This is a genomic window from Baaleninema simplex PCC 7105 (genome assembly GCF_000332355.1).
Classification (GTDB): domain Bacteria; phylum Cyanobacteriota; class Cyanobacteriia; order Cyanobacteriales; family Geitlerinemataceae; genus Baaleninema; species Baaleninema simplex.
Window position 1 is genome coordinate 678,134 of sequence record NZ_KB235958.1, and the last position, 2,733, is coordinate 680,866.

Sequence of the window (2,733 nt, forward strand, 5' to 3'; positions counted from 1 at the left end):
TCCAGGGAGATTAGATGTAATTTTAACGAGCATTAATCGAGTCTATCTTCAAGTTAGAAGATAATAAGCCTGACAAGATTTTGGAAAAAATTCAAGTAAATGTAGGCGCTCAGAGGTTAAATTAGAAATTTTTTTAACTCCCTTGAGTTCGGAAGACATGAATCCCTTGAAAACATTGAAATATCCATCGGAGAGTTGGTCGATCGGTTAGACGACCTAACTGATTTTTGACGTCTCAGTTTTTAGCCGTCTTCAAAGTTTTCCGAATTTTGTCGTTGTCCCAGAGTGTAAACCAATAAGCATAAGCCCATAATGAATCCCAAAGCTTCAATCCGGTGAGGAGATTTAAGAAAAACGCTAATCCGTTAAAAATAGACGGGTCTTTCAGAAAGCCAAAACCTCGTTACGACTGACTGTTGCTCTTTGTAGTTCGAGAGCATTGAATCAGCGGTTAATTCTTCTGAGTTTAAAACATTCGTCGCCAAGATAAATCGTCCGGCACTTCGTTTTTTATCTTCGACTGAAGCTTCATCAATTGTGACGTTCGCTTTGACTTGATAGACCCCAGAATTTTCCGTAATTTCTAAATCGGTAATTTGGTGATACTTCGACTTTCTTAAAAGGCGAAATGCTGCTTTTTCGGCATCAGCGGCACAAGCAAATTCTCGAACACTTAACTCTCGGAGTTTCTTTTGGGCGGACTCACCATCTTTCTGGATTTTTTTTCTCTTAATTTTTTTAAATCTTGATTCTTTCCTTTTTTGTACTTTCGTACTAGTAACCATCTTTGCTCAACATCGGCATAGTTTTGTTGAGATTCTTGAAAACGATAACCCGTAAGTTGACTCGCTTTTAACTCGTCTTTCCTCTACCGATTCTACTAAATTCTTCGCTGCTTTTACCGTCACGGGAACTCGACTCAACCATTTAACTTCCTTGGCAATTTGTAGATTTTCCTGGGTGTAAAAGCACTATCAGCCACCGTTAAACTTTCAAACTGAAATTGTTTTTTAAACTCAACCATCGATCGACCAAATTGCTTTGAGTCTGAGTCGTTTCCCGAACCCATCTTCATCCAAAGTGGCACATCGCCATCTCCAGTGCAGATTAAATTCATCAGAAATTGCTTTAAATCCGGGCGATGGTCTCTTGAATATCCGTAAGTAATTTCAATCGTTCCCGATTCCCCGGAGTTAGGGTAGTCTCCATGAACGTGAAACGAACTTGAGTCGAGATGGTTGGAATTTACCGTTAATTCATACTTTTTTACCGTGGCTAAGGCAATGGCCACAAAAATTCGATTGAGTCCAAATCGATAAATTTTATCGAGAACCCTGCCCAGTCGATCGTCATTTAAATACTCGGCTTTAATTCCTTCTCCCAGTAGGTTTTCTACCGCCTTACTTTCAAAGAAATTCTTAAAAATATAAAGAGGGGATGACACTAATCCCATGCCATTTAAAATCATGGCTTTAACGACGAGACCCGCGCTAACTTTTTCCGTCTTTTTTTCTCCGAGTAAGTCGTTGACGATTTCGACAATTCCGATTTCGTCAATGATTCCCGCCACTAACCCCAAGTGGTCTAAATTTTTGACCTCTACCGACATAGTCTCTTCCTTTTTCTGATGGCTACATTTTTTGATGATGACAGAAAAGCTTGCCGGAAGTCATTCTGCATATCCTACTATTTTTGTCAAGTCAGTTGGCTCTTGAATGTTATTTTCAAGTCAAGGGGTCAGTTGGCTGAGTCGAAATACCTAATTCTTTTCCGATTCAATTTATACTACTTATACACTACATTTGAAGTGCGGAATGTGGGTTGGTGCAGTTGAGCAGCAATCCCATCGATTCCGAGACGCAGGTGACGTCGGCGTGCGAGGCGGCGGCGGAAAATACGTTTGTCGTCACCGGAAACGGGGGTTTACCTCCCGATCCCACGGATGTTCTACGAAGTCAAACAGTTTGGACGGATATTCGGTTGACAGAAATTCCAGTTTCTGCACCAGAGGTGAATTCTGAGGGGCGATCGCCTTCTACAGAACTGGACAGTTCGCAGCTCCCTCTCGTAGAAGCCACGGGTTGGCAGCGGCGAGACGACGGCACGATGGAGTTAGTTTCGATCCCACAACATCGAGTGGGGAATCGTTGGAGCGATCGCCTCAATTGTAGCGATCGATAAGCTTAAGCGTATATTCACGTAAGTATTCCATGGGTGCATCTCACTTTTGTAAAAATATGAGTTTGCGGTAGGTTGAACTTCGGCAACGCTGCCGTCCATGGGTGGAGCAATAGCGAAACCCAACAACAGCTCAATTCAGTGTAGAGACTCCGATCTGATAAATTTACATTTTTGAGATGCACCCTATTCCATCAATTTCAGGAGTTACGCAGTTGGAGAAAGAGTGACCCAGGGAGCCGATAAGTAAGAGCGAACCGCCTCGCGGATGACGCGGCGTTTAGATTCGTACCAACTGATGCCTGTGTTGAACCAATACATCTCTAAACGTAGGAAGGCTCGAATGGCTAAACCGATGTGGTTGCGTTGAGCCCGAGACGAGCGAACCTGAGCCTTTTCCACGCCACAGCACTGCTTGAGACCTCGGTGATACTCTTCAATCGCCCATCCCCACTCAGCCCACTGCAACCGTTTTAAAGGTGACATCTTCAAGTCGTTGGTGGCCCAGTACTCAATGTCGCCGTCTGGGGCAACTATCTTGAACACTCGGATAAA

1 protein-coding gene and 2 pseudogenes are annotated in these 2,733 nt (G+C 43.4%); 1 reads left to right on the forward strand and 2 read right to left on the reverse strand.

Annotation, left to right across the window (positions count from 1 at the left end; all coding sequences use genetic code 11):
* Nucleotides 1-48: 48 nt before the first annotated feature.
* Nucleotides 49-1,609, reverse strand: a pseudogene (locus GEI7105_RS29105) (IS1634 family transposase).
* A gap of 215 nt (nt 1,610-1,824) precedes the next feature.
* Between GEI7105_RS29105 and GEI7105_RS0104915 the strand changes: the two are divergent.
* The gene (locus GEI7105_RS0104915) at nt 1,825-2,181 is read left to right on the forward strand and encodes an S-layer family protein (RefSeq protein ID WP_017659373.1); all 357 of its coding nucleotides are present in this window, start codon (nt 1,825-1,827) and stop codon (nt 2,179-2,181) included.
* 204 nt (nt 2,182-2,385) lie between these two features.
* Here the strand turns inward: GEI7105_RS0104915 and GEI7105_RS0104920 are convergent.
* Nucleotides 2,386-2,733, reverse strand: a pseudogene (locus tag GEI7105_RS0104920) (IS701 family transposase); the annotation flags it as partial.